Source organism: Novipirellula artificiosorum (genome assembly GCF_007860135.1).
GTDB classification, from domain to species: Bacteria; Planctomycetota; Planctomycetia; order Pirellulales; family Pirellulaceae; genus Novipirellula_A; species Novipirellula_A artificiosorum.
Window position 1 is genome coordinate 552,365 of the sequence record NZ_SJPV01000002.1, and the last position, 25,802, is coordinate 578,166.

The following is a 25,802-nucleotide window of genomic DNA, read 5'->3' on the forward strand; positions in this document are numbered from 1 at the left end:
TGTGGCATGAGGCTCATAACGGTTAAGGCGGTCCTGCGGCACTCGATCGCGGCAAACGAGACCAAGATCCACGGGATCATTGAAACGATAGCTTACAAAACGAAGACTTTGGCCGTTTTCGAATAAGATAATCCTCCCCTTTTGCCCCTTCTGGAAGTATTGTGCCTGACGAGTTCCAAACATGTCCTGAATTGACGACGGTGATGGTCTGTGCCAGTCCAAGGGCAGGTAGCGGAAAAAAACGAGAGCAGATCCCGAAACTGACCGAGCGGCTTGAGCGCGCCGGTTTTACCGTCAAGCTTACCGATTCGATCGATGCCATCCGAAAACAGATCGCGGCGTCCGTTGACGCCGACGAGAGATCGTTGGTGGTGGTCGCAGCCGGGGGCGATGGCACCGTGAGTTTGGTCGCCGAGTTGACTCCGCCCGAATTCCCGATTGTTCCGATGCCGCTCGGCACCGAGAATTTACTCGCTCGGCACTACGGGTTCTCGGCCAATGCGGAGGACGTGTTCCAATGCATCACCCGTGGCACCGACCACACCATCGATGCAGGCCGAGCCAACGGCAAACTGTTCTTGGTGATGGCATCGTGTGGGTTTGATGCCGAAGTGGTCCGTGATGTGCATTTGCGCCGAAGGGGGCACATCCACCGACTCAGCTATCTGCGGCCGATCCTGCGAGCGGTGCGCAAGTATCGCTTTCCGCAGTTGCATATCGAACTCGCAATCAACGGCACCACGATGGCAAGCCAAAAGGCCCACTGGGCGATGACCTTCAATTTACCTTGTTACGCGGCGAATTTGAGGATCGAACCCTCAGCGATCGCCGATGATGGCAAACTTGACTTGATCACCTTTGCGAAAGGGACGCGCGCGAGCGGATTGGCCTACGTTGCCAGTGTCATGGTTGGGCGTCATCTGCGCCGTGAAGACGTCGTCCGGACTCGAGCGACTCAAATCACCATCCGCTCGGACCGGCGTGTGCCCTATCAACTTGACGGCGACTATGTCGGCCGTCTACCACTGATGATTGAAACGTTGCCCCGCCGCGTGCGGTTGCGGATGCCCCCTAAGCAGCCTTCAACTCGCGATGTTGCTGAGCGTAAGCGATCCATTCGGTAATCTCTTCGAGATCGGGGAGCTTTCCACCGCGAACGATTCGCCTGCCTTCGCGACTTCGACTGATCGGATCAATTCGGCGGAACAGATCACCGGCGTTCTCTGCCGCGACGTCCTCGGCGGTCGTGACCTCGGCCGCAACCAAAAGTTGAGCGTCGTGGCCTCGTAGCATTGGAATGCGACAAACCAGCGTGGCTTGCTGTTGCCAAGCAAGGACGGTGGCACCGTCGATGCGACGATTCTTTAGTTTTGCCGCAACCGATTCCGCGTTTGCCTTGACCAGATCATCGACGGTGTAGATCCCAAGCACATGCAGCCGTTCGGCCATGCGTGGGCCAATCGATGGAGCGTCGACAACGGGGCTGTCCCGTTGCAGATAGAAACGTAGCTCGCCTTCGGAATCACGCGCGGGTTGAGCCGTTCGCTCCGATCGTTCGTAGGAACGTCGATCACGGGCCGAGCGATCACGGGCCGAGCGATCACGGGCCGAGCGATCACGGGCCGAGCGATCGTGGTGATCTCGTTCGGTTTGATGGTCGCGCTCCGAAGCTTCGTCGTTCATTCGTACCACATCCCGATCTCGCCGAGTTCGATTGATGGAACGATTTGTTCGACTTGATCGGCGGCGACGTGATCGTCCACTGCCTGAACCCGAGCCGTTGCCCGATCCCGAGCCACTGCCTGAACCCGAGCCGTTGCCCGATCCTAAACCGCTGCCTGAACCCGAGCTGCTACGTGAGGTCGAGCCCCTTTGTTTTCTAACGCCCACCCCCCCTTCGACGACCGAACCGTTTCGGCCCGTTGATCGCCGACGCGGGCGGTCGTCACGTTCGTCGACGACGCCGCGAATACCATAGCGAACGGACCCGCCATCGGCATCGTAGTCGTAACGATCGCGATCGAAGGCGTTGTCGAGATTGCGGCCCACGCGGGCTCGTCGTCGAAGCGTACGACCATCGACATAACGAGACGAGTTTTCGATCCCCCAACTGTTCGCTGCGGCGATCCAGCTGGTGATCCGTGAAAGCTCTCTGCTGCTACCGCTTAGGAGTACCTTTTGGCCTTGTTCGGTCGCTAGGAAATCTTCGACGCTTTGAAGCAAATCGGTCGGATGGGTCGAAGCAAGTTGCGCTGGATCGGTGACGCCACAGCCAACCAAGACGCGAGCATCAAAGCCGCGAAGTTTGGGGACTCGGCATACCAACCGGCATTCGCTTTGCCAGCGGCGGATCGTTTTCGCATCCACGTTGGCAAGCCCAAGGGCATCCGCAAGTCGGTTGGGATCTTGTTGCATCAGATGCGTCACATGGGTGACGCTTAATCCACGCAACCTTGCCGCGGCAACCGAGTCAATCGAAGGCGCTTGATCGATGGGACTATCAACGGTCAAAAAAAATGCAGGCTCCGCCGTCTCCGCTCGTTGGACGCGGCAAAGCTCACCACCAGCAACAAACGGTCGAGCTGGACCGTGGTCCTGTGCACTCCGAACGACCGATTCCCCCTCGGCGGAGGTTGGTGAGGTTGTATAGGCATCGGCGTAGTAATGGCCGTCTCGATAGTGCGACGCATTGACGGGCCGAGTGGAGGTCGGACGTGCCGCCCTGTCCGTTCTGTGTTCAGGAACCTCATGCCGCGGGACGTCGCAAGGGTCATACATCCCGTACGCTTCACGCCAAGCCATGTCGAAGTCGCGGTTGACGTCGACTGCGACATCCCTTCGTGACCGAGCATACCGAGGCGATTCCCCAACGACTTCATCGCCATACAAATGTGGATGGGGACCCACATAGCTTTCCGGCGTATATTGGGGACGCCACAAAGGACGATGCGGGTGCACGATTCGCTCGGGATGCAACGTAAAGGATCGACCGCCAACCCGAGCCGTTTGGTCTGCCAACACGGTGTCACTGGTCAGCAACAACACCTGACGCCCTGATTGAGCGTAGTCCCGCAAGGCCGAGGCAATCGGATGATTGAAACGCCCATCTTGGCAAGGGTGGAAAAATGCGGAGTCAACCGAAGATTCGCGTAGGGGGCGGTTGCCGTGATCCGCGTCGCAGCCGGTCAATTCTCGGGCGGTTTCGATCACCAAGGGAAGGGTTTTGCCAAGACGAGCGAGCAGTTCCCCGGCGGCCATGCGAACGGCAATCACCGCCAACGCACGATCCGCAGCAGGGCATTGGTTTTCATCACGGCCATCAATCGTAACGAGACGAACCGAAGTCATCTCGGTGTGAGGGCTGCGGAGCGGTGCATCGGGCCAATCGACGCGGCGTAGCCGACCGCCCGACAATCGGACCAACCAGCTGCTTGCGGCATCGGATACCGGCGATCCCGTGTAACGCGGTGTCCGGACGGTTCGCAGTTGCTCACGCAGCTGCGATGCGCGCGATCGTAACCATTGCACCCGCGACAGTTGAGCCAATTTTTGCTCGATCCCGTGAAGTTCGGCTGTCAACGTTTCACGATCGACATTTTCGTGGCCGTAAGGGACCGAGACCGTCTCGACGACGGGCAATTGTCGCATCGCTCGACGGACTCGCGTGGCTTCGGCAAAACAGGCTTCCAACTCAGCCGTTGTCTGGTGAAGCTCGGAAACCCGTTCAGCACGCTCGTTTCCATAACGCTCACGAAGCCATTGCTGATGCGATGCCCAATCGCGAGTTTGGTTTCTTTCCGCCGGAGTGTAGTGACCGAGTAGCGATTCTCGGTGCCTCATCAATTGATCCATTGCGGCAACCAGCCACTGCTCACTGCGGCTGAGTTCCCGCAGCTCTTCGGTCGACTTCGATGCGACCGTTTGCCGATTTCGTACAAATTGCGAAGCTTGACGCAAATCGCTACGAATCGCCCGCAGCGTCTCTTCGAGGGTGGTATTGCCAAAAGCGTCGGACTGGGGCAACGCGTGATACCAATCGTGATTGAGATCCCCCGCGACGGCGTACCGCTGTAGCAACCAATCGATTTGTCGGGTTGCCGAGTCAACGCGCGACTCCAAATCGGTGTGGTAGACTCGATCAGAATAGAAGTCCTTCCAACCGCGCGATGGATCATGGCGATCGATCGCATGAAGGAATCCATCCAAATCGTGGCGACGCCATCGTGACGAATCGATCGGACTCTCGGTGAACGGATAGGCATCGGTGGCGGACGCGACGCCGCGATCGTGCATCGCCAAGATCGCTTCGCGAAGTCCACGAACTTCCAACAGCGCTCGGCGCCATCGAATCATTTGTGCATCAAGGTCATCGAGTTGACGTCGAAGCTTTTCATCTTGGACGGCACCCTCGTATCGATAGCTTTCCGCAGCGCCGGTTGATCGGCTGCGGTACGACGGTGTTGTTGACGCGCTCCGCAGCTGAGAGTCGAGATCCGCGATCCATCGACGCAGCTCGCCTTCTCGAGATCGAAGTTGCATCGCACGCTCATGCAATTGTTGAAGTCGAGTGCGATCCACATCCGAAGTGTAGGTTTCGACGGGACCACGACGTGGATGGCGATAAGTCGCCAGCCGACGGGTCACTTCGTCGCGACGTGCGACCAGCGACGCATGACGGGGAAGCCCCGGTTCGATGCGAGCCAATTCACTTTCGACTTCCGCCAATTGGCGTCGCCGAGTGCGGTGTTCGCCATCGTCAAGTTGCTGCGGATCGTCGGTGTATCCATCTCGTACGAAATAGCGACCTGACCCATCCATCGACACCGAACGATAGGTCTCGGGAGCATCCAGCCCGCTGCGGATACAAGCCGAAACGACGCGAGCGACGTTGGTGATTGATGTATCGGTGATCACGCCATCGATAATCGACTCCGGCAACTGAATCGAATCAGCGGCTCGTGACGCTGCCGTTTGTGTATCGAGGGTTCCGATCCAGCAGTGGTTTAGCGCTCCGATCTCATCGGCGGTTGTTCCGCGTGATTCAAACTTGACGCTCCGCCGCCCGTGCGCGGTGCCATCTTGTTCGCGGCGGCAATGCACCAGCCCGTTCCGGTCGGCCCAAACGACTCGTCCGGACGAGGAGCTCATCATGCCAAGGGGATAATCGCGGTCGGCCAGTGAATCGCGGATGAACCGAGCGATCGCGGTTTTTCCAGAGCCCTCCGGTCCGCAAACCACATTCAGATGTTCGGCAAAGGGTCCAAGCTCCACTCGGTAAAGCGAACCGTGAGCATCAATGTCAATACGTTCGAGTAACATGGTCTGGCTCCTCCATGGCCACGCGGGGTCAATCAATAAGACCGATTTTCAGCAAATGGGCATTCTCCTACGCCCTCGATTTGCACCCGATCGTGATGACCGGTTCGTCCATTCCTTCTGCGGGAAGTGAACGAACCTTAATCGAAAGGGTGATTTTTTGGAAAGAGAGAAATTGTGAAACTCGCAGGTGAAATTCTAATTTCTCGTATTTTGGGCCCATGATCGCTTTTTGATCGTTTTTTTGCCCCTCTTCAGGCGTGAGACAAGATTGAGGTGGCGTTAAAGTCAACCCAATTTGTACTTTCGGATCAAGCGGCAGGTCTCCGACGGTCGAAAACGATTGAGCGAGAGCACGTTTGCCTCCCCCAAAATCGCACCCACGCTTCTTTGTGACAGTAGGACAGGTTTGATGCGCACGGTAGCCCTAACTCTCTTATTCTCCGCAGCAATCACAATGATTTCTGCGTCGACCGCGACCGCTGATATCCAGTGGCAAGAAAACTTACGAGCCGCTCATTCCGCTGCTCAAGCCGAGAACAAATTGCTGCTATTGCATTTCTACAGTGATGACTGTGTTTGGTGCGATCGGCTTGAAGCGGGGTCGTTCCAGTCGCCCGACGTGGCTGAGGCGATCGGCAAGGATTTTGTTGCGGTGAAGGTTCATGCAAACAAGAATCCCCAACTACTGAAGATGTTCAAAGTCACCGCGTTTCCAACGGACGTGATTGTGACCACCGAAGGCAAAACGCTTTCGCACAGCGTCAGCCCCCAAGCACCGGCACGCTACGTGGCCATGCTCAAGGCAACGGTGCCCAGCATCGCGCCGGCGGGTCAGCAAAATCCCACGGGACCGATGGTAGCTCAACAGCCGGTGCAGCAAACGGCTCCCGCTGCGTCCGCACCGGGTCGCTTTGAGATGCCGACCAACCCTCCCGGCGGTGTACAGGGCCATCTCACCGGTTCACGGGTCGATCGCACGATGCCCGCGATGCCAGAGTTTGATTCAACGATGGCCTCTGTCCAACCAGCCACAACGGGAGCGACGTCGGAGCAAGCGATTGCCGGTGGGGAGAACAAGGTTTCTGCATCACCGGACGGTGATGCATCGATCGTGAGCGGTGGTGAAACGAAACACTCGGAATTGGCCATGGAAGGTTTTTGTGCTGTCACGGTGATCAACGAAGATCGCTGGGTCGAGGGCAAACCCGAATTCGGCGTGGTGCACCTGGGAAAACTGTATTTGTTCGCTGGCAAGGAGGCGATGCAGGCCTTTTTATCCGATCCGGTCACCTACACGCCCGTGCTCAACGAAATTGATGTCGTTCGCTTTTTCGAAGAACACTTGATCGTTCCGGGCAAGCGTGAATGGGGCCTGAAGGATCCCACTCACAACCGCATGTTCTTCTTTGCGGACGAAGCCGCGATGAACCATTTTTGGAACGAACACCAACGCTACACCGACGCCGCGATCGACGTGATGAACAAGGCGGTGAAGGACGCGAATCCTGGGACCTAGTGGACCGTCAGCCTAAATTCTAGGGTAGTGGATTTCGCCAGAAATCCGTAACTCAAAGGTTCTTTGGGACTTCTGGCGAAGTCCACTACGTGCCAACTCGCAGTTTTAACCTTGACGGTCCACTCGTCTCTAGCGACGCATTGAATGGCTTCCCGCTGGTTCCGCGTAAGAGGGGCGAACGCCGCTGAGAATCGCAATGCCAGCCATCAGGGACGCGATCGCGACCGCCAACCAAACGCCACGAGCGGCAGGTTTGCCAAAGCGATCGCTTACCGCCAAAATCGTTCGCAATCGATAAGGACTCGACCACGGTCCAATGGCGATCGTGAACGACAACACGGCGAAGACAACCGCAACCGCGCCGACCAACGTGTCATCGTATCTCAACGTTGGCCTCCGTTACGCATCGGTTTGTCGTAGACGACGTTCGAGCACACGAATTTGCACCCGAGCGTTTTCGACGTCTGGACAAATCCCCACACAGCGACGAAGTGCAGCAATCGCACCTTCGTAATCTCGTTGCATCATGCGGCAACGGGCGAGACCCTGCCATGCCAAGTAATGATAGCGGCATTGCCACAAACAGGCCCGAAACGCCGACTCGGCTTGTCGAAAATTGTCCAAGCCCTGCCAACAAATCGCCAATTGATGGTGGGCCTCACTGTACCGTGGTGCCTGATCCACCAAAATCATGGTCGGCGCCAATGCCGCAGCATACTCGCCACCATCATTTAAATGCATCACTTGCAACAATTGTTGGTGATGCCGTGGCGCTGCATCACGGACCAACAAGGCCCGGAACGAGTCATCACCCGCCAATCGGACTCCGCGGTCTGGGTCCGCAAGCGATTGGCCAAGGGACTCAATGCTACTGTGGTCGCCAAGCATTCCCAACGACAACGCCGCAGCACGCCGCATTTCCACATCACTGCGACGAAGCAAACTGGTCAAAGTCGCCGCGGAATAGTATTCATCGACCTCCGCAGCGAACTGGGGCGAGTTGGCGGTGGTCAGGTAACGCCGATAGGCGACCGTCAATCGTGTTGTCCGTACTAAAGGAGAGGTCACACTAGGAAGTCCGTCAAAAGTTCAAGTGAATCAATGATCTCGGTCGCGAGCATGTTACGCAATGAAAATGACTCGGCAAGTTTCATGTATAATTGTTTCCGTTGGTTGCGAGTCTAATTGCCGAAAATGCGAACGACAACCAAGCAAATCAAGACTTCTGGGGTTCCCAAGCTTTTCGTGTGGACACTGGACACTGTGAATCCACCCCGTGAATCATTCCCGCCTAAGAACGGATGCGAAATGTCCCTCAAACGCCAGCGTAGCGGTGTGGCTGCCCCGGACATCCGCTTTGCTCGTCGCTTCTTCGCCGCCAGGATCTTTGCTCTCGCTGTCGTGAGCTTGATGACCTGTTCATTTGAATCCTATTTTGTCGCGGCTGGCGAACCGGTTTCGTTAAAGGATCCCATGATTCGTCAACTCGCAGCGCCGACCAGTGCCGTCGTCGACGGCAAGCCCTTTCGCGAGGCGGTGGCGGAGCTCGCCGGCCGGTCCGACCTTTCGGTTTGGGTGGATCGGGCAGTTGACCCCTCCGTCCGGATCCATGCCGGGCAAGTGGGACCGACGGTGTACTTGGCGCTGAAGCAATTGGCCGCGACAGGCCAATGTGTCGTGATGCCGATTGACAATGTCGTTCTAATTGGTCGAGCCACGTGGGTCGATGCAACGACCGCCTCATTGATGTCGCTCCGGGCAGTGACTCGAAAACGAAGATCACCCCCACTTCAAGACCTCGCTTGGCCCGAAGCAACGACGCCGACCGAAGCGCTCAAGATTGTGTTTGATCGGGGAAAGATCTCGGCGGCAACGATTCCAATGCCGCACGATCTTTGGCCCGCCAAGCAGTGGTCGTCGATCGACCCTGGCGTCGCCACTTGCTTGTTGCTGGCTCAGTTCGAACGCACACTTGATCCGGAGGCATTCCCGAAACGGTTGGTCGTGATCCCGATGGATCGCACCCGGCAGTACAAGGTTCGCTACGATGTCGCGGAAGGACGCTCCGAGATGGTCGCCGCAATACGCCGGGTGGATCGAGAGATGAGTGTCCGTACCGTAGAAGCAGGTTTTGAGATCACCGCGACGGCGTCCGCTCATCGCGCGGCAATCGATACGTTCCTGACCGAGCTTGCCGATGACCTCGGGGGGCCTGGTGATATCGATACGCCCAACGTGACGCTCAATCTTGCAAACATGCCCGCTGATCAGGTGTTCCATCATCTAGCGGGCACTGCCGGTCGTGACTGCGTGATCGCAGCAGACGCGGCAACGTTATGCAAGCAGCTCGTCTTCTACCAAGCCGAGAAGGTTACGCTGCGGCAAGTGACCGATAAGGTTGCCGAACAAGTAGGGGTGAAAGTGGTTTGGACCGACGAACAGCTATTGATCGACTTGCCGGTGAAGTAGAGCTAGACTACAACCCGCTTCGGTTGACTCAATCCTTCCCACGTTCCCTTGTTCGAGTGGGACGCACCCCCAACCCAAGCTGCGTCGAACGACCCGACGGAATAGACCTCCTTTTGCAAGGTGAATCGAGATGAAAACGATCGCGCTGAAAAGCGGCTGCGAAGTCCCTTCGGTTGGACTCGGACTTTGGAAGATTGATCCTTCCGAAACCGCGCAAGTGGTTTGCTCGGCGATTGAATGTGGGTATCGACATTTCGATGCAGCTAGTGATTATGGAAACGAGGCGGAAGCAGGAGATGGTTTTCACAAAGCGATAGCCGACGGATCGATCCGCCGCGAAGACCTCTGGATCACGTCGAAGCTATGGAACACCTACCATCGTCCCGAGCATGTCCGGCCTGCGCTCGAACGATCGCTCTCCGATCTCAAGCTGGACTATCTCGATTTGTACCTGATGCACTTTCCGATTGCCCTCGCGTTTGTACCGTTTGAAGAGCGTTACCCGCCCGGGTGGTTAGCCGACCCGAATTCGCAAGCCGCCAAGATGCAGCCCGACCGTGTTCCACTGATTGACACGTGGCAAGCGATGGTGGATTTAGTCGGCGCAGGTTTGGTTCGTGAAATCGGAGTTTGCAACTTTGGTGTTTCGCTGCTTCGCGATTTGATGAACGCATCGGCGACACCACCGGCAATGCTTCAAGTCGAACTGCACCCTTACTTGACTCAAGACAAGCTCGTGCGATTCTGCCGCGAATCCGAAATCGCGGTGACAGGTTTTTCCCCTCTCGGAGCGCAATCCTATTTCTCGCTCAACATGGCCGATGCGGAGGAAGCCGTGATCGAGCAACCCGCAATCAGGGAAATCGCCTTGCGACATCATCGCAGTGCCGCCCAGATCGTGCTCCGCTGGGGCGTGCAGCGGGGCACGGCAATTGTGCCAAAGACCACGAAGATTGATCGCTTGAAAGAAAACCTTTCGCTGTTCGATTTCGAACTGAGCGGCGAAGAAATGTCTGTGATCGATCGGCTCAACCAAAACCGACGTTTCAACGACCCAGGCGATTTCGGCGAAGCCGCCTTCCATACGTTCTTTCCGATTTACGAATAACCGAAAATCCGGTGATAGCTCCACATGCAGACCAGGTAGGCGCCGTAAATCAAAGCAGCGGTGTAGAGGGTGACGAGGATCGACCAAAAGTAGCGTTCAGGGTTTGAAAATTTCTTGTTCATCCACAACAGTGGAATTCCGAGCACCCCGGTGACTAAGAAAAGCATCGCGAAGACGGCCCCGCGGCTCTCGGCCCAGCTTTCGCGTTTTGAGTCTTGCCGATTGGGGCGACCCTCGCCACGCGGCGAGTCGGCCAGACGGGCCTCGATCGGTGCGGCGTTACGGTCGTGTGGGTTCATGGTGCATGCGTCGGTTTGGGTGGCGAATTGCTCTGAGCCAATCGCTGTTGAGCTTGAACGACTAACGGCTGAACTTTCTCGTTGTTGCCGTACAACTCGATGACGCTATACCAAATTCGTCGTGCGGCAACGACATTGCCGCTTCGCAACTCGCGCTCCGCTTCGTTTAGCTTTGCTCCGATCATCGTCGCAGCCTCATCTTGCCCCATCGATCGAGTTTCGATCTGAGCAAGACGCTGGCGAGCGAGATTCACATAGGGCCGGTACTTCTCGTCGTCCAATAAGGTTTCCATGCTGCGGTATTGGTCCATTGCGGTTGCGGTGTCACCGAATCGTTCGTATTCCTTCGCTTCCGCAAGTAATCGTTCCCCCTCGTTCCGAAGTGGCAGATTGCGTTTGAGCTTGACCGACAAGGCGTGGTCCGCTTGTAGCATGTCGATCCGATCAATTTGTTCTTGTGCCCAATCGGCGTGTTCGCCATCAGGGAATCGAGAAAGCATCGGCACCAAGTAATGGTTCTTGGCCTGATTGAGCGAGGTCTGGGTCTCTTGGTCGAGCAGCGTTTCGGCGTTGTCTCGCATTTGTGTTTCACTCAGCGGCCACGCCATCCACCCCAGCATCGCGATGATGACCACCATCGAGCCAATCAAGAACCAGGGTTTGTCATGCCATGCGGTCGCATCGGGGGTCTCTGGCTCTTGAACGAAATGTCGACCGAGCAGCGATCGGGCCTCGTCGCGATCCTTCTGGTCCGTCACGCTCAACGGGCTGAACCCGCTCGACGCATGTTCGGCAACGCCAGTTCGCGACATCGATCGGCGCCGCACTTCGGCCAAAGCCAATTGAACCGCAGCCGCACCAAAGGGGCGTTTCCTTGGGTCCTTTTCAAGCAGTTGCGAGATCAGCTTGTCGAACCAGACGGGGCAATCCATCGCTAAGGATGCCGCGGAGACCGGCTTCTCGTTCAAGACGTTCTCCGTGACTTGTTCCACCGTATCGCCCGCGACGACCGGCCGTCCGGTCAAGGCAAAGTACAACGTTGCACCAAAGGAATACAAATCCGATCGAATCGAAAGGGAGTGGGGATCTTGAATCCATTCAGGAGGTCGAAAGGAAAGCTCGTTCGTCGTCGGTGGACGCGAGGAGTTGAAACGGCTCCCATATCGATCGACACGTATGTCAACCAAGACAGGACTCAACCCAGCAATCATGATTTTGTCGGGCTGGATCGCTCCGTGAATCAATTCCTGCTCGTGGAGGTACTGCAATCCGTCGATCAGCGGCTCGGCCAACTCGAGCACCGATTCCCATGGCAAGCGATTTCGCCGCTCCAATTGAGCTGCAAGCGTTTCTCCTTCGATTAATTCATAGGCCAAATAGGCATCGTTGGATTCAAAGCCGCCTCCATAGCACTTGACGATCGAGGGATGAGCGAGTTTTTTGAGCGTTTCCCATTCCGAGGCGAAATCGGTGCGGGCTTCTGGCGTCGCTCCGAATGGTGACGAAAAAACCTTGACGGCAACGGCTTTCTTCAAACGCACGTGAATCGCCCGCCAGACGCAGCTTTGCGACGGAGAATCGCCCAGTTTTGATTCGATGGCCAAAGGGCCGAGACGACTGCGTGGCATGGATGAAAAGGACGCAATGGGAAAGAAAAGAGGGGACAATGCCCGTATCGAACGCAACGGACAAGCCCCTGCGTCTATAAAGTATAGCTGGTTTCTCTGGTCCCAGCAGTCTGCATGGGAATGCCGATCAAACGACTCATGAACTGGTCAAGGGTATACAGCTCAGCCCGCTTGTAGCCGAATCGTTGGAACGATCCGTGTTGTCGGTTGTCTAACTTCCTGAAAATGTCTCTGGCAAACTTGGGCTCGGGTGTCGAGCACCCGATATAACTAAGGGGCCGAGCGATCAGGTTAGCGTTACTACTGGAGATTAATGTGGGGCCCCTGCCAAAGAGGGAGGCAAGTGATTTGGATTCTGCTCAAGAACAAACCAAGGCGTTTTCGATAGCAAAGGACGCGATGGGGTACATCGCCAAATTTCGCACACCGCCGACTCCGGATGTGTATGAGGTTTGGTATCGGTACGCCGAGGGGGCCGACCCGGCGCTTCGTGAACAGCTTTCGTACGCGGTCAATGATGCCGAGAACGCGAGTTATCAGCAACTCCAGCAACTCCACCAGCAGTTTTACTCGGGCGGCGATCTGACGGAGATCAACCAGCAGACCGGGGACGAATTGGCGAAGGCGATGGGCGGTTTCCAGCGCATGATCAAGGAGCAGCTCTCCGCGGGAAGCGAGTTCGAGTCCTCGGTGAGTTCCGCAAATGATCGATTGGTTGGCGACAATCCCACAGTCGAGGACTTAGAAGTTTCCATCGCAGCGGTGCTTTCGAGTAACCAACGCATGCAATCTCAGTTGCAGAACATGACGTTGCGATTGGAGGAAACGCGGAGCCAAGTGACCAAGCTGAGAGAGAACTTTATTGAATCCCAGCAAAAGCTCATGACCGATCCGTTGACCGGGGTCGGCAACCGCTTGTTTTTTGACACGATGGTGACGAATGCGATTGATCATCCCGAGCGAAGCGAGCGATACTTTTTTTTGTTGCTCGTGGACCTCGATGAATTCAAAACCATCAATGACACGTTTGGTCATTCAACGGGTGACAATGTCTTACGTTTCGCGGCCTCCAATATGGAACGGATTGCAGAAGACGCATCGATCGCACGTTACGGCGGAGACGAATTCGCTGTCTTTCTCAACACGGAGCAGGTTGAAGAGGGGGTTGATATCGCCGATGCGATTTGCCAGTTCTTCGCCAAGAATAAGCTGACACTCAATAACACGGGTGAATCGATCGGCCAATTGACCACGTCGATCGGCGGCGCTCTGTTGCGGGCAGGTGACGACCGTGATAGCTGGTTTGAACGGGCCGACAAACTGTTGTACAACGCAAAAAAGGCGGGACGCAATCGGACCATGGTGGAACGAAAGATTAGTTGACGATTTGCGGCAGCGCCGCACGAGAATAAAAAAAGCCACCTCGGTGAAAGGTGGCTTCGTTCCGCAAGCGATCAAGTCGATGCTTACTTGATTTCACGGATCTTGATGTCTTTGAATTCGGTCCACATCGGTTTGCCGGCATGAAGTTGTAACGCGATGACGCCTTTCAACAGAGCAAGTTCAGGTGCGTTGTCGGTAAAATCGAGGACCAACTTCCCGTTGAGGTAGTGTTGGATCCGGTTCCCCTTGGCGATGATGATCACATCGTTCCAATCGTCAACCTTCATCAGTTGTTTGAAGCCGGCTTGATCGATCAGGGAATCATCGAGCACTTTCTTTCCATCGGGATTCCAAACCGCTTTTTCAGCGACCATGCAGATGCGGCCACGTTTGCCTTTTTCGTCGTAGATAAAGCTGGAAACGTTGGGGAAGTCTTCTTCGTTACGAATTTCGTGTTGGTAACCTTTGACAACCCAGTCGTTGGATGCGTTTTCAAGATGCGTGGAACGGTATTGGACGCCTGAGTTGTTGGTGGCATTGCAACGAAACGACAGATGCAGTTCGAAATCACCAAAGTCACCCTTCTGGCAAATCAAGAACGTATTGCCCTTGGCGGCATTCTCGGGTGTGGTTTCGCCGTGAATGATGCCATCCTTGACGGACCATAATCGAGGATCACCGTCCCATCCCGATAGATCCGTGCCATTAAAAAGACTTTGGAACTCCGTGGAGTCAGGGGGTGCAAGTTTGAGTCCCTCGTCAGCTAGCACAACGGTGGCAAACAGACCAAGGGGTAAGATCAGTGATAAACGAAACATTCTGATGGCTCCAGAGACGGAAGTTGGGGGGGACAAAGGAAGGATCGACATTATGGTATGGCTGCAAGCAAAGATCAATCCGCAATCGGTTGTCAGCAAACCGCTTCTTTTTGGTGTATCATTTCGGAAGACTTGAACCATTCGAAGGGCTGCTACGATGGGCCGATGGCCACCATCCCCAGCCCACCGCAAAGGCATTTGGGCTCCGAGCCTGCCCCATCCTTCCCAGAGAACAAGATGATCCACAGCTTAAAGATCTGCTTCCTCGTTTGTCTGTCGTCGCTTGCGGTGGTAGCGCGAGCCGAGCAACCGCCTAACATTCTTTTCATCATGTCCGATGATCACACGGCACAGGCCATTGGCGCTTACGCGACCTTATTGAAAGATCTGAATCCGACCCCCACGATCGATACCTTGGCGGCCGAAGGGATCTGCTTCGACAATGCATTTTGCACCAACGCGATTTGCACGCCATCGCGGGCCTGCATCATCACCGGCAACTACAATCACAACAACGGTGTGTTTGACTTGCGGGGCAATATCGAACCGCAAAACCAAACCTTGCCCATTTTGATGCGGCAGGCGGGTTACCAAACCGCCATGATTGGGAAGTGGCATTTGGTCAAAGAGCCGAACTTTGATTACTACAAAGTGCTGCCGGGACAAGGTAAGTATTTTGATACCGAGTTCCGAGTGCAGGGAGACAAGCCGTGGCCGAAGAACGTGGTCACTTACAAAGGATCTCATTCGTCCGATGTGATCACAGACTCAACACTCGATTGGTTCAAGAACAAGCGAGATCCGGACAAGCCATTCTTTGTTTGTCACCAATACAAAGCGCCGCATGACTATTTTGAAAACGCGCCTCGCTACGACAGCTACCTCGCAGATGTCGAGATTCCCGAGCCAGATTCGCTATGGAACAAACCCTCTGGGTGGGGTTCCCTTGCAACACGCGGTCACAACGATGAACTGGTGCCGCACATTGGTACTTCGATCGGGCGCCGTAACCCGCGGCGTTCCTACGCAGCGGATCTCCCTCAGTTTTTTCCGAAGGAATTCAAGTGGGATTATAACGATCCCAATTTGTCGAATGATGAGATCAAGCACTTGGCCTATCAAGCCTACCTCAAGAAATACTTGCGCTGCGTGAAGGGAGTCGATGACAACTTGAAACGTTTGTTCGACTACTTGAAAGCAGAAGACTTGTTTGACCGTACCGTGATCATCTACACGGGCGACCAAGGTTTTTGGCTGGGAGAGAAGGACTATCAGGACAAGCGTTGGGCTTACGATCCGTCCGAGCGAATGCCATTCATCGTCCGCTATCCCAAGACGATTCCAGCGGGCATTCGCAGTGACGCGATTGTTGAAAACATCGATTATCCCGCGTTGATGTTGGACTTTGCTGGCGTGGATCAACCGGACCCGATGCAAGGGAAGTCGTTTCGATCGATTTGCGAAACCGGAAAAGAACCGGCCGATTGGAAGCAGTCGACCTACTATCGGTATTGGATGCACATGGCCCATCACGACAACCCTGGCGAGATGGCGATTCGGACGAAAGACTACAAACTGATTTACTTCTACGGATGCGATTATGAGGGCCAGGACCAAACGCCTCCTGGTTGGGAATTGTACGATCTCAACAAAGATCCGAACGAAGGGGTCAACGTTTACGATGATCCCGCCTACGTGACGATCCGTGATGAGTTGAAGACGTTGTTGGCCCAGCGTCGAGAGCAGATTGGCGACGATGGATCTCACTTCCCCGAGTGCGAGAAAATCGTGCAGCAGTTTTGGGATTACGACGAAGCGGATCGAAAAGCAGCGATCGAAATCTCGAAGCAGTTTCGGTTTCGTCGGGAAGCCTTCCTAGCGAAACCGAAAAAATAGTGCCATCACGCACGACCGCCGACGGGATGCAAACGGGCGGCACTCCAAACGGCTTCAAGCCGTGGATCGGTTCTCGTATCACAACGGGGCGGTGGAGAGGTTATGCGACCTTGGCGGCGATTTGTCGATGCATTTCCAATTCGTCGATGGCTTCGCAAACATGATCGACGCCGATCGCTCGCATCGCGGCATTATCGGCTCGGCGACGATGGCGCCGTGAACCCTGTTCGTATGCTTTTTGCAGCGAGATTTGTCCGTACGGGCCACTGTCACCGGGCCGGGTCGCGCCGTAGAGCCCAATGGTGGGCACGCCGACGGCGACGGCCATGTGCAACGGGCCGGTGTCGCCGCTGATGAACAATTCCGAGGTGCTGATCAGTGCGGCTAAGTGATGCAAATCCGTATCGGGTGCTAACAGTGCCGCTCCGTCGGCATCGGCTACGATGCGGTTGGCGGTTTCTTTTTCGCTAGGAGTTCCCCAAACGATGGCGCTTTTGAATTCATAGCGGTCGCGTAGGTACTTCGCAGTCGATGCAAACCGGTCGGCCTCCCAAAGTTTGGATGGCCAAGTGCCGCCGGGGTTGAGAACCGCCAATCGTGGATGCTTCAAGGTTCTTCGCCAACGGTTGGCCCACAACATCGAGGCATCCGGGATCGGCAAATCCCAGCGAACCTGCGGCGCGTGGACCCCCAAAGGGGAAAGCAGTTCGAGCGATCGATCTGTGACATGGTGAAAGGCAGGAGCGACACGGACATTGTTAAAGAAACGGCTAAGTTCACTGCCGTGGGCACCGGCGAAACCGATCCGCTGCGATGCGCCGGAGAGCCAACCGGCCAATGCCGATTTGGTTTTTCCTTGGCAATCGATCGCAATATCGAACTGGTGCGGGCGAAGCAGCGAGCGAACGTTGCGAATGCGTTGGGGCGACGTGTACCATTTGCGTTTCAGTTCAATGACGGCATCGAGCGCTCGATGCCGGCGGACCATCGGCGCTGACTTCTTCTCAACCGCCCATCCGAGGTAAGCATTCGGAAATTCATGGCGCAGCGCCGCGGCAACCGGCAGGGTTAAGATCGCATCGCCAATCGCACTGAGCCGACTGATCAGAATCCGTGGCCCGTCACGGTTCTCCGTTGAATTCTTCTGCATACCTGCGCTCCTTCGCTTGCTCGATCACTAGGCGGCATCGTTCCAGTAGGTTTTGAGCCAAGTCGCTGGACGTGTTGATTTGAAAGGCCCTGCGGAATAGCCAGCGATCGCTTGGTCAGGCAGTGGATAGCCGTGGAACGCCAGCACTCGCATATCACTCGGTTGATAAGGGTCACGAATCAAGTTCAACGGGAATTTGGGTCGACAACTTCGCTTGAAGCTACAAACCCACTCGCTCGGCCAAAACGCTAAATCATCCAACAGTGTCCGGCTGACGTACTGCTGCTCGATCCGAAACTGCTCGAGCACTTCGGTTTGGTGCGCACAAAAGTGATGGTAGACTCGGGCGTGTTGTTCGGGATCGAAGCGGAATACCGAGGTGTTCCCCACACGGCCATCGCGGCCTGGTATCCATGCTCGGCGTTTTTCGAGCCAATCATGAATCACGCAGAAGGATCCGCTGCGGTAGGTGAAAAAATCATCCAGTGATCCGGTGATAACGACGTCAAGATCCAAGAACAGGGTGTCGCCTTGTAAATTCGCTAAATTGGGCTGAAAGAGTCCCACTTTACGCCAGGTTTCGCCACCCTTACGAGCGTCGAACGCATTTTCGTCGAAGGGGGTTACCGGTAACGGATGAATGTCGACTTGCGGGTCAATCCCGGTGGCATTGTCGGTCAGGCAAACGAAGCGAAACGGCAACGATAGGTGTTCGCGAACCCCGCTCAGCAACCGGTTGACGTACTCACTGCCGTACTTACTTCCCCATTTGATACACAGAACGTTTGCTACCATTACAGGCTCCTTCCCGTCTTCACCGAGTGATTGCGCATCCTAGTTCTCAGGATTCGAAGCTACGAAATATCGGGAAACGGGGAAAGAGGAATCCGATCACTTTGGAGGGGCGGGGTGCAGCCGGTTTTCCTCCCCTTCGGATCTCGGCGGCCAAATGCTGAACAAACGAGCCTCAATGTTGCTACAATTTTTCTCGATTGACACGACCGCCTACTTCCCCCGAGTTCACAACGATGACGACTTCTCGATTACCTCTAGCCCGCGTTTTGACGATGTTATTGCTCAGTTTCACCACAGGGTTGCCAGCTCAGGTTTCTGGTGACGAAGGGATGTATTTGTTTAATGAGTTGCCTGCTGAACTTCTGCAAGAACGCCATGATTTCGAAGCGACGGCCGAATGGGCGGATGCACTGCGATTGTCGTCGGTTCGTTTTAACGTGGGAGGGTCCGGATCGTTCATTTCCAGCGACGGGTTGGTGTTGACCAATCATCATGTTGCCAGTGACACACTTCACAAATTGAGCACGCCAGATCGTAATCTGATCGAAGACGGGTACCTCGCCAAATCCTTGCAAGATGAATTGAAGGCACCCGATTTGGAACTGAATCAATTGGTAGCGATTCTGAACGTCACCGAGCGAGTCAATGCGGGCGTTTCGACCGATGCGGTCAGCGAAGAGGCGGTGAAGCAACGACGCGCCGTGATCGCGGAAATCGAGAAGGAATCATTTGATGAGACGGGGTTGCGTAGCGACGTGGTGACGTTATTTGGAGGTGCCCAATATCATCTGTATCGGTACAAGAAGTACACCGATGTCCGATTGGTTTGGGCTCCAGAGACGGAAGCGGCTTTTTTTGGTGGCGATGCGGATAACTTTGAATACCCACGCTTCAACCTCGACGCGACCATCATGCGAGTCTACGAAGAGGGGAAACCCGCGAAACTCGACCACTTTCTGCGCTGGAATCGGAATCCACTTTCCGAGGGGGAGTTGGTCTTTGTCAGCGGCAATCCGGGTCGCACACAGCGGATCTTTACCGTGGCAGCACTCAAGTTTTTGCGTGATGACCGAATTCCGTATGTCCTCGACTACTTGCGACGGAAAGAAATTTTGATGCAACAGTTCGGGTTGGAGGGGACGGAGCAGGCACGGCGGGCGCGGGACGAATTATTTGGAATCCAAAATGCTCGCAAGGCGTACACGGGTATGCTCGCCGGTTTGCAGGACCCGCAGACGTTTGTCGCCAAACGGGGCCGAGAAGACCGGCTGCTCAGCGAGCTGAAGAAAGATACCGAGCTGGCGGACTTGGCGATGGCGTGGTCCGCCATCGAAGCGATTCAAGACGACAAACGAGCCATGCTCGACCAGACCGTCAGTCTGCGCAGCACGTTCGCCGAGTTGGCGATGCAAATCGTCCTGCTTGCGAGTGAGGAGTTGAAACCGAATGCAGAGCGGCTTCGCGGGTTTACCGATTCGTCACGTGAATCACTGATGCAAGAATTGCTCAGCACGGCGCCGATCTACCGAGATTTGGAACAAGTCAAATTGGCCGATGAAATATCGCGTCTCGCGATTCACCGAGGTGTCGAGGACAATCTGGTTCAAGAGATTTTGGCCGGCAAGGGGCCGCGCGAACGCGCCGCGGCTTTGATCGAAGGGACGCGGCTCGATGATGTCGAAGTGCGCAAAGAACTGATTGAGGGTGGCCACAATGCGGTATTCAGTTCGCAGGATCCCATCATGATCTTGGCCCGGACGCTGGAACCCGAATACCGAATCATCCGCGAAAAGAACGAACAAATTGAAGAGCGGGAACGGCAAGCCTATGCGAAGGTTTCCCAAGCGATCACCGCACTGGAAGGGACGAGCGGCTACCCCGATGCCACGTTCACGTTGCGTTTGGCTTTTGGAACCGTCAAAGGTTATAGCGAAGACGGAAAATGGATCGATCCGACAACCAACTTCGCTGGAGCGTACCAGCATGCCGAATCACACAAGGGGCAAATCGACTTCGATCTGCCGCAGTCATGGATGAAGGCCAAGGACCAAGTTGATTTGCAGGCGCAATTGAATTTTGTTTGCACCGCCGACATCATCGGTGGTAACAGCGGTTCGCCGGTCGTCAGCCGTGACGGAGAGTTAGTCGGTTTGATCTTTGATGGGAACATTCAAAGTTTAACCAGCGACTACCTCTACAGCGATGAGCAGGCCCGAGCCGTCAGCGTCTCGGGTGTCGGCATCCTCGAAGCATTACGGTCAATCTACGATGCCAAAGCGTTAGCGGATTCGATCGGGAAATAGTCGGACCAAGGGTGGCATCGTGAGCCGACTATTCGAGTTCTTCAAGGCTTTCACGTTCCTCTTGGTTGGCGGTCCAGTAGAACACCGTTCCAACGATCGCCATCGTGACCTTAACGATTTCAAAGATCAAGGCGATCAAGCTGCCCGAGGCGGCCGTTTTCGTTGCAGGGATCGTTCGGTAGAGCCATTCGATCACTACTTCGTAGACGCCCAGCCCGGCCGGTGTGATCGGCACGGCCGCAGCGAGCATTCCGATCGGGACAATCACGAAGTGTTCCAACAGCGTTGGCGGATGGACGTACAGACTGCGAGCGATCAAGTACATGCTGATCACCAAAAGTGAGTGAACCCCGAGGCTCATCGCAACGGCGACAAAGAAGGCGATCGGATGCCGATGAAACATTCGCAGCGGAGCACCGACTTTCGCAACCCACGGGCCGATCCAACGGAGACGGCTGGCCAACTGCACCAGTTGGTCGACCGTTTTGCCACCGAAGACCAATACCGCCAACACCACGGTTCCGATGCTGACGAGGATTCCTGTGGCGAGCTTGATCTGATCGAGCCGATCGCGGTTCTCGTCGCTCGAACCGGAGGGATCGGCAACGAGCAACGCCAGCGCAACGAGCAGCAATAGCCCGTACAGTCCCACCCCTCGATCGACAAACACCGACGCGACCGCTTCGATACGCTTGCCGGGCCGGCGCTTGGCTAAGAAAATCGCTTTGAAGAGATCGCCGCCCACGCTGCCAGCGGAAACAAAGTTGAACAGAAAGCAAATGGAGCTGATCCGAAACGCTTCGACCATCGACAACGAGATGCCTTGGCAGCGGACCAGTATGCACCAGCGAGCAAACGAGAGGCTTACGGCGGCAAGTGCGACCAACAACGCGGCGGCCAACAGACCATAGTTCTTGGGCTGTGCAGAAAGTAGCGCCCAATTGATATGGAAAAACGCCAGCCAGAGGATAATGGCAGCAGGGATCGCAAACTTGATTGCGGTCCATCCGATGGTTTTCCAAGTGGGGTGCATGGGCGGAAAGGATAGTGGTCAGCCCCCGTCTGTCCAAGCGGCATCCATTTGCAGTCCTGAGTGGTATGATGCAAGGGTCCTCTTCCCGAACAGGTAATTATGGATCATGAACGACAAGCGAAGCGAAGCAGAAAAACAAAAAAACGCTGAAATCGAGCGGGAAATCCTCGCACAGCGCGGCTACTCGCTGGCGGACGCGATCGGTCGCATGGGGGGGGAGCGTATGCTCAAGGGCACCTCCCCGGTGACCCGAAAACGTCAGGCGGAGCTAGAAATTGAGCGATATCTCGAACAGCATCTGGTCGATACCGAAGGTGCACTGGAAATTGTACTGCTGCGCCGATTCCGAACGAGCGAGACGGTATTGAAACAAGGTTACGAGAAACCGGTGGAGGCGTTCGCCGCACTGATATCGGGGCTGGTCGAGAATACCGAACGACTGCACGGGTTGGTCGACGACGTCGATGCCGAGTGGGGACGGATGTATTTGGAGCGTCCTCACTTTGAAAGGCCCGGTCAGCCGGCAGACGCCGAGGACCCCTACACCTTCGATTCGGTCCGCGTGAAACTGCGTCGTTTGCTTGAGACCATGGGATCGTAGCCGTAACCGCTCTTTACGGTTCCCGGGTTGCCTTGCTACTAGGGTATCACTGAGGGGTCTGAAAGCCACGGAAGAATAGGGCAACGGATGGAACGACTGTACGATCGAAACAGAACGCTCTTGCTGCTGGCAACGATCTTGATGATCGTGCTGCAGAGGTTTGCTGCTGCCCAAGATTACGATCCGATGATTGTCAGCGACGCGGTGGAACAAGAAGTCTATCAAAACACCGAACTGCGATTTGGCGAAGAACCGGTCGAGAGATTCCGCAAGAGCTTCTATCAAGGGACCGAGCTTGTTGGAGGATACCTCGCGGACCTTGGCGACAAGGCGGGTGGGTTGGACGTCTCGTTTGAAGAAGCTCGAGTCAGCCTCGGTGTTCCGCTTGGCAGCATGGACAACCTGCTGGCGATTCGGCCCTATTTCCGTGCCGATCATTTGAACGGCCCTACGACCATCGACGTTCCCGAAACGCTTTACGACACCGGTGTCTCACTGTTTAATCGAAGGGTATGGTCCGATCGTTTTTCGACGACCGTGATGATCACCCCCTCGGTACGAAGTGATTTCACGACCAGTAAGAAAGCCTTTCGCTTGTTTGGATTGGGGTTGGTCAATTGGCAAAAGCGTCCTGATTTGAGCTTGTCGTTGGGGGTCGTCTACCTCGGACGATCCGACTTGCCTCTGTTACCCGCCTTTGGTGCGACGTGGACGCCGAATCCTTGGTGGAAGTTTGACGCGATGCTACCGCGGCCGCGGATTGCGCGACGGCTTTGGAAACAGGGTGGTCAGGCGGAGGCCTGGGCTTACATCGGGGGAACGCTTGGCGGCAACACCTGGGCGGTGACACGTGACAGCGGTGCCGACGATGAGTTGACGCTCAGCGATCTGCGATTACTCGCGGGCTACGAACAAATCCGGGCTGGCAATCGTGGATTGTTCGTCGAGGGGGGGTATAGCTTCAATCGATCGATCGAGTACGAGCAAACCGAGGACGACATCGATCTGGACGACGCACTGTTTGTGCAGGCCGGTTGGCAGTTCTAGCCCGGATGATTCACGCAAACACACATAAGTTCAACGTACAACCTATCATATAACGAATTGCGTCGACTGCTCGAAAGACAGGCTTTTTTTCGACGATCCCTCGCTCACGCTCTGTGAGTGATACCCAAGTCAAACGACGCCGAGGAACGTCAACCAAATGACTGACGGATTGTTCAAGAATTATCTCCCGATGAAGCCAAAAGCGACCAAGACTCCAAAGCCAATGACGACAACGCCAACTACTTGATAGAAACGATGTGCGCTTTCGCCCCATAGTAGTTTCGAACGCGCAGCCATTAACCAATAGACCATGAACTCGCTCTTTCGAAGACCACAAACCAACATGAAGAAACCCGCTGCTGCGGTCAAACCTCCCCAAAGCACATGCATCTTCTCTCCCTAATTGGACTGCGCCATTTTGTCGGCGATATTCAGTTATTTTCCGAATCAATCTCGGACTGAGTGGCGCTGTCCAGTTAGGGTCCCATTGCCCCGAAAGCGGTTGCGTCTTGGAGCGATGTCCCAGCTGGCACGAGTGAGGCGACGGACGCGTGCATTGCATCCGGATTCTTGTAGTTGTGGGTGGTCCGAGTTGCGCTCCTGACGCAGCCAGCGGTCACCGCCGCAACAAGCACCAAAAGGTCACAGTGAATTCAACGAATCCGTTTGTTCAAGGAGTGCTCCATCACTTGCTCGAATGAACGGCCAGGATCGCGCTGACCGCGGCGTTGCCGGCCCATTGCTCAAGAGACATTCGAGGGCTCGTCGGTTTACCAACCAGATCGCCGTGACACCGAACGCGAGTATTGAGGCAGCGAACCGGACAATGCGCAGCCTTAGAGCAGCATGTGTTTCCACATTCTTTACACTCGATTCAGGCCATGGATTTAAGCAAAAATTTGTTTGAGGGGCGGATTGCATTTCAGTCGGCGAACGGTAGCCGACACTCAGGACGGACGAAGGACTTTCTGCCCTCCAAAACCGCGCAAGCCGTCCTTCGGTGCAGTACGCCCAATCTGGGCGCGATCTTGTGGGGTGTGGTTCCTTTGGGAAGCCAGTCCCCTGTACGAAAACGGAACTTGAACGAAGGACAGTATTCCAACAGCGGAAATAGTGAGTATCGCAAACGCTGACGGTTCAGGCACCGCCGTTACCGACAAATTCACACCGACAAAGTCGCCGTCTGCGGAAGTCCTTGCAATTTGAAGCTCGACTACGTCGCCCGCAGATACGGAGAGGTTTGATAAAGCAATAGAACCACCAGAACCGTCTTGAAATGAGAACGGGTTTGCGCGGGAAAAGGCGTCGCCAGATTCAAGGTGCCCATAGCTCAGTATGTTTCCGTTCAGAAGTAAAGTCCAATCGTTTCCTCGGCCTATATCGCGTCCCATCCAGGCATTTCCATCAAGATTGACGATAGTATTAAATGTACTTGTCCATGCGATGTTTGCGGTAGATGAACTGGGCCCACTTCCTGGGTCTGACGAATGGACGACGATGTCGCCGGTCTGCCAGTCGAAGATGTCGGTAGTGGACCGAAAAATGGCAGGAATGAAATCGGCTTCGCCGCTGCTTGGTGCCCATGCAGGTTGTGTCGACACTGCGCCAAGCGGCGTCCAATTGTTTACGAGAGGTAATGCGTTAGTCCCTTCGCGATAGGCCCAAACTCCATGTGCGGCGAGGTTTGGATTGGACGTGTCGCTCCAATCACTGCTCAAGTCAGCAATGATTCCACCAAAACTCTTCGAAGGAATTGAGAATATACCAGTCAAAATCACAGCAATCACAATCGATGATAGTTTCATGATGCACCTTCAAAGGGTTTGGAAACGGAACGGAACTGATCAGCGGAGACGCACAAACGACTTGCAAGCAGACGAGAGAATGGACCACTCGTTCCCCCGTGCATTTCATGGCTCCTCAATCCTCAATTGTACGCGATGCAAGTGATCGTGACACAAGAAAATCTTGCCAGAGGCATCGTATAGTCTTTCGTCGTCATCGCGAACTTGATGCGAGACACTCGGAATATTCCTTCGCAGAACGGGGCCGCCCCTACCGTCCCTTCGACCCATTGCAGGGTGCGGGCCGAAGCGACGGCGAGGCGGAAGGGGCTCAATCGAACCATTTTTCAAGAAAGGAAATGCATTGGGCTGGCAAAGTGATTCTTGGTATTGGCGACTAAACCCTCCAGTAACCAAGTGCCAACTCGATGCAACTAAAGACTATCTTCAATCGCGTATGGAAGGTAGCTCTCGCACCTGAAAGCTTGCATGCTGTATGCCGTCGCCCACGTTGAAGGATTTCCCATGTGACTGGTTCGAAGTCCCCCAAGTCCTTGGCAAGTCAGGGTGGGCGTTTGGCGAATCGATCTGGACCTCATCCAGATCAAGTGACGAGTTTGATCTCTTCACTTGAAGAGTTCATTGGTGTTGCA

General features: G+C 55.3%; 20 protein-coding genes. 9 read left to right on the plus strand and 11 right to left on the minus strand.

The window, feature by feature from the left end:
• Positions 1 to 161: 161 nt before the first annotated feature.
• Positions 162 to 1,124 carry a diacylglycerol/lipid kinase family protein gene (locus Poly41_RS07905; protein ID WP_231615507.1) on the plus strand — a complete coding sequence of 321 codons (963 nt, stop codon included), beginning with the start codon at positions 162 to 164 and terminating at the stop codon, positions 1,122 to 1,124.
• Here Poly41_RS07905 and Poly41_RS07910 read toward each other — a convergent pair.
• Positions 1,072 to 5,319, minus strand: coding sequence for a DUF4332 domain-containing protein (locus Poly41_RS07910; protein WP_146525363.1), 4,248 nt, complete (start codon positions 5,317 to 5,319; stop codon positions 1,072 to 1,074). The two genes, Poly41_RS07905 and Poly41_RS07910, sit on opposite strands and share 53 nt — an antisense overlap.
• Before the next feature lie 454 nt (positions 5,320 to 5,773).
• On the opposite strand from Poly41_RS07910, the gene Poly41_RS07915 reads away from it, so the two are divergent.
• Complete coding sequence (locus Poly41_RS07915) at positions 5,774 to 6,835, plus strand: thioredoxin family protein (protein ID WP_231615508.1); 1,062 nt, start codon at positions 5,774 to 5,776, stop codon at positions 6,833 to 6,835.
• Positions 6,836 to 6,964: 129 nt separating this feature from the next.
• On the opposite strand, the gene Poly41_RS07920 is transcribed toward Poly41_RS07915, so the two are convergent.
• Complete coding sequence (locus Poly41_RS07920; protein ID WP_146525365.1) at positions 6,965 to 7,222, minus strand: hypothetical protein; 258 nt, start codon at positions 7,220 to 7,222, stop codon at positions 6,965 to 6,967.
• Between the two features lie 12 nt (positions 7,223 to 7,234).
• A complete protein-coding gene (locus Poly41_RS07925) occupies positions 7,235 to 7,903 on the minus strand; it encodes a HEAT repeat domain-containing protein (RefSeq protein ID WP_146525366.1) in 669 nt (222 codons plus the stop codon).
• Between the two features lie 240 nt (positions 7,904 to 8,143).
• Here Poly41_RS07925 and Poly41_RS07930 point away from each other — a divergent pair, with 240 nt between their 5' ends.
• Together Poly41_RS07930 and Poly41_RS07935 are read left to right on the plus strand one after the other, a co-directional pair.
• A complete protein-coding gene (locus Poly41_RS07930) occupies positions 8,144 to 9,304 on the plus strand; it encodes a hypothetical protein (RefSeq protein ID WP_146525367.1) in 1,161 nt (386 codons plus the stop codon).
• A gap of 130 nt (positions 9,305 to 9,434) precedes the next feature.
• Positions 9,435 to 10,412 (plus strand): aldo/keto reductase, encoded by a 978-nt coding sequence (locus Poly41_RS07935; protein ID WP_146525368.1) that lies wholly within the window; start codon positions 9,435 to 9,437, stop codon positions 10,410 to 10,412.
• Here the strand turns inward: Poly41_RS07935 and Poly41_RS07940 are convergent.
• Together Poly41_RS07940 and Poly41_RS07945 are read right to left on the minus strand one after the other, a co-directional pair.
• The gene (locus Poly41_RS07940; protein ID WP_146525369.1) at positions 10,403 to 10,711 is read right to left on the minus strand and encodes a hypothetical protein; all 309 of its coding nucleotides are present in this window, start codon (positions 10,709 to 10,711) and stop codon (positions 10,403 to 10,405) included. The two genes, Poly41_RS07935 and Poly41_RS07940, sit on opposite strands and share 10 nt — an antisense overlap.
• Positions 10,708 to 12,339: a serine/threonine protein kinase gene (locus Poly41_RS07945; protein ID WP_146525370.1), complete on the minus strand. Its 1,632-nt coding sequence runs from the start codon at positions 12,337 to 12,339 to the stop codon at positions 10,708 to 10,710. Before Poly41_RS07945 ends, Poly41_RS07940 begins: the two co-directional genes overlap by 4 nt.
• Positions 12,340 to 12,687: 348 nt before the next feature.
• Between Poly41_RS07945 and Poly41_RS07950 the strand changes: the two genes are divergently transcribed.
• Positions 12,688 to 13,722 (plus strand): GGDEF domain-containing protein, encoded by a 1,035-nt coding sequence (locus tag Poly41_RS07950; protein WP_146525371.1) that lies wholly within the window; start codon positions 12,688 to 12,690, stop codon positions 13,720 to 13,722.
• 83 nt (positions 13,723 to 13,805) lie between these two features.
• Here the strand turns inward: Poly41_RS07950 and Poly41_RS07955 are convergent, their stop codons facing one another.
• Positions 13,806 to 14,540 (minus strand): 3-keto-disaccharide hydrolase, encoded by a 735-nt coding sequence (locus tag Poly41_RS07955; protein ID WP_146525372.1) that lies wholly within the window; start codon positions 14,538 to 14,540, stop codon positions 13,806 to 13,808.
• A gap of 237 nt (positions 14,541 to 14,777) precedes the next feature.
• Here Poly41_RS07955 and Poly41_RS07960 point away from each other — a divergent pair, with 237 nt between their 5' ends.
• Entirely contained in the window at positions 14,778 to 16,436 is a 1,659-nt protein-coding gene (locus tag Poly41_RS07960; protein WP_146525373.1) for a sulfatase family protein, read from the plus strand.
• A gap of 100 nt (positions 16,437 to 16,536) precedes the next feature.
• Here Poly41_RS07960 and Poly41_RS07965 read toward each other — a convergent pair whose 3' ends face one another.
• Together Poly41_RS07965 and Poly41_RS07970 are read right to left on the minus strand one after the other, a co-directional pair.
• Positions 16,537 to 17,586 (minus strand): glycosyltransferase family 9 protein, encoded by a 1,050-nt coding sequence (locus Poly41_RS07965; protein ID WP_146525374.1) that lies wholly within the window; start codon positions 17,584 to 17,586, stop codon positions 16,537 to 16,539.
• Positions 17,587 to 17,613: 27 nt separating this feature from the next.
• Entirely contained in the window at positions 17,614 to 18,381 is a 768-nt protein-coding gene (locus Poly41_RS07970) for a glycosyl transferase (RefSeq protein ID WP_146525375.1), read from the minus strand.
• Positions 18,382 to 18,653: 272 nt separating this feature from the next.
• Between Poly41_RS07970 and Poly41_RS07975 the strand changes: the two genes are divergently transcribed.
• Positions 18,654 to 20,684, plus strand: coding sequence for a S46 family peptidase (locus Poly41_RS07975; protein ID WP_146525765.1), 2,031 nt, complete (start codon positions 18,654 to 18,656; stop codon positions 20,682 to 20,684).
• Positions 20,685 to 20,712: 28 nt separating this feature from the next.
• On the opposite strand, the gene Poly41_RS07980 is transcribed toward Poly41_RS07975, so the two are convergent.
• On the minus strand, positions 20,713 to 21,717 hold the full coding sequence (locus tag Poly41_RS07980; RefSeq protein ID WP_146525376.1) for a lysylphosphatidylglycerol synthase transmembrane domain-containing protein: 1,005 nt from the start codon (positions 21,715 to 21,717) through the stop codon (positions 20,713 to 20,715).
• Positions 21,718 to 21,823: 106 nt separating this feature from the next.
• On the opposite strand from Poly41_RS07980, the gene Poly41_RS07985 reads away from it, so the two are divergent.
• Positions 21,824 to 22,318 carry a hypothetical protein gene (locus Poly41_RS07985; protein ID WP_146525377.1) on the plus strand — a complete coding sequence of 165 codons (495 nt, stop codon included), beginning with the start codon at positions 21,824 to 21,826 and terminating at the stop codon, positions 22,316 to 22,318.
• An 87-nt stretch (positions 22,319 to 22,405) separates the two neighbouring features.
• Positions 22,406 to 23,365 (plus strand): DUF6268 family outer membrane beta-barrel protein, encoded by a 960-nt coding sequence (locus Poly41_RS07990; protein WP_197231147.1) that lies wholly within the window; start codon positions 22,406 to 22,408, stop codon positions 23,363 to 23,365.
• Between the two features lie 180 nt (positions 23,366 to 23,545).
• On the opposite strand, the gene Poly41_RS07995 is transcribed toward Poly41_RS07990, so the two are convergent.
• Together Poly41_RS07995 and Poly41_RS08000 are read right to left on the minus strand one after the other, a co-directional pair.
• On the minus strand, positions 23,546 to 23,755 hold the full coding sequence (locus Poly41_RS07995; protein WP_146525378.1) for a hypothetical protein: 210 nt from the start codon (positions 23,753 to 23,755) through the stop codon (positions 23,546 to 23,548).
• Between the two features lie 557 nt (positions 23,756 to 24,312).
• A complete protein-coding gene (locus Poly41_RS08000; protein WP_146525379.1) occupies positions 24,313 to 25,170 on the minus strand; it encodes a hypothetical protein in 858 nt (285 codons plus the stop codon).
• Between the last annotated feature and the right edge of the window lie 632 nt (positions 25,171 to 25,802).

What these genes read in the sequence shown, in the direction of transcription:
- Poly41_RS08000 (WP_146525379.1), bottom strand. Translation starts at nt 25,170, where the DNA reads ATGAAACTATCATCGATTGTGATTGCTGTGATTTTGACTGGTATATTC.
- Poly41_RS07930 (WP_146525367.1), top strand. Translation starts at nt 8,144, where the DNA reads ATGTCCCTCAAACGCCAGCGTAGCGGTGTGGCTGCCCCGGACATCCGC.
- Poly41_RS07995 (WP_146525378.1), bottom strand. Translation starts at nt 23,755, where the DNA reads ATGCATGTGCTTTGGGGAGGTTTGACCGCAGCAGCGGGTTTCTTCATG.
- Poly41_RS07965 (WP_146525374.1), bottom strand. Translation starts at nt 17,586, where the DNA reads ATGCAGAAGAATTCAACGGAGAACCGTGACGGGCCACGGATTCTGATC.
- Poly41_RS07985 (WP_146525377.1), top strand. Translation starts at nt 21,824, where the DNA reads ATGAACGACAAGCGAAGCGAAGCAGAAAAACAAAAAAACGCTGAAATC.
- Poly41_RS07915 (WP_231615508.1), top strand. Translation starts at nt 5,774, where the DNA reads ATGATTTCTGCGTCGACCGCGACCGCTGATATCCAGTGGCAAGAAAAC.
- Poly41_RS07980 (WP_146525376.1), bottom strand. Translation starts at nt 21,717, where the DNA reads ATGCACCCCACTTGGAAAACCATCGGATGGACCGCAATCAAGTTTGCG.
- Poly41_RS07970 (WP_146525375.1), bottom strand. Translation starts at nt 18,381, where the DNA reads ATGGTAGCAAACGTTCTGTGTATCAAATGGGGAAGTAAGTACGGCAGT.
- Poly41_RS07960 (WP_146525373.1), top strand. Translation starts at nt 14,778, where the DNA reads ATGATCCACAGCTTAAAGATCTGCTTCCTCGTTTGTCTGTCGTCGCTT.
- Poly41_RS07955 (WP_146525372.1), bottom strand. Translation starts at nt 14,540, where the DNA reads ATGTTTCGTTTATCACTGATCTTACCCCTTGGTCTGTTTGCCACCGTT.
- Poly41_RS07945 (WP_146525370.1), bottom strand. Translation starts at nt 12,339, where the DNA reads ATGCCACGCAGTCGTCTCGGCCCTTTGGCCATCGAATCAAAACTGGGC.
- Poly41_RS07910 (WP_146525363.1), bottom strand. Translation starts at nt 5,319, where the DNA reads ATGTTACTCGAACGTATTGACATTGATGCTCACGGTTCGCTTTACCGA.
- Poly41_RS07975 (WP_146525765.1), top strand. Translation starts at nt 18,654, where the DNA reads ATGTTATTGCTCAGTTTCACCACAGGGTTGCCAGCTCAGGTTTCTGGT.
- Poly41_RS07935 (WP_146525368.1), top strand. Translation starts at nt 9,435, where the DNA reads ATGAAAACGATCGCGCTGAAAAGCGGCTGCGAAGTCCCTTCGGTTGGA.
- Poly41_RS07940 (WP_146525369.1), bottom strand. Translation starts at nt 10,711, where the DNA reads ATGAACCCACACGACCGTAACGCCGCACCGATCGAGGCCCGTCTGGCC.
- Poly41_RS07990 (WP_197231147.1), top strand. Translation starts at nt 22,406, where the DNA reads ATGGAACGACTGTACGATCGAAACAGAACGCTCTTGCTGCTGGCAACG.